Genomic DNA, 858 nt, shown 5'->3' with positions numbered 1-858 from the left:
TAACGCCCGGCTAAGGGGTTGACAACGCACCGCCGAACTTAAAAAACCACTGTAAACACTGAGCTTCAATTTTGTACTAAAGCCACCACGCGTTGACAATCCCTCTTGAGCCGTTTGTTAGAGCGCTTAGTAGTACAGATTGTGAATTTTCTTTAATTCTCTTTCAAAGCTATCGACATCTGGAGACTCTAAGACAAAAGTGAAGTCTAACGTTACATGCTCTCCACTACTCGCAATACTTTGTAATGCTGCAGGAATTTCAGTATGAACACGATTAACAAACTCTTCAATTTTGAATAACGGGTCATCAGCAAAGCCAGATAGAACGTCTAATATAGGCTCGAAGTCTTCGTGAACTTCAAGCGTAGTAAACGAAAGTTTCCAGTTTATTATTTTCTCATATACTTCGAGTAACCTCTGGCAAACATGCTGGATTTTTTTGTAATCCCCTTCTTGTCCAGGCTCTCCAAATGATCTCGTTACAGCGTCATTGACTAAGGTTGTTGCTATCCTAATTAGCTTGAGCATTTCGTTATTTTGAACGGTAATCCAAGCAAAAACATCTGAAGGATTATCAATTGAAATCACATTACTAAATGAGACCCCATACTCTAAATCGAATTTCTTGTGCTCCAAACGTTCAAGGTATGACTTACATAATTCGGCGAACAGCAAATGCTCCCACCCATCTGGTTTTTCAAGCACTAACCTTGCTGATTTAGGTGGGTATTGAGCAGCAGAAAGAACAATATCATTGTCTTTCAGCTTTTTTCTGGCATCCAGTGAGTCCATAAAAAGATCGGGGATTTGCTGAAGAAGCGCAGATTTTATATCTTGTGCAGTGTCAAACTTATACAC

General features: G+C 39.7%; 1 pseudogene. It reads right to left on the bottom strand.

Annotated elements, in window-relative coordinates:
- Positions 1-126: 126 nt before the first annotated feature.
- Positions 127-858, bottom strand: a pseudogene (locus tag AACV20_RS14180) (DUF4062 domain-containing protein); the annotation flags it as partial.

The sequence above is a fragment of the Vibrio sp. B4-6 genome (assembly GCF_963888245.1).
Taxonomy (GTDB): domain Bacteria; phylum Pseudomonadota; class Gammaproteobacteria; order Enterobacterales; family Vibrionaceae; genus Vibrio; species Vibrio anguillarum.
Note: the sequence above shows the minus strand (reverse complement) of the source record. Positions and strands in the feature narration are given on the sequence as shown.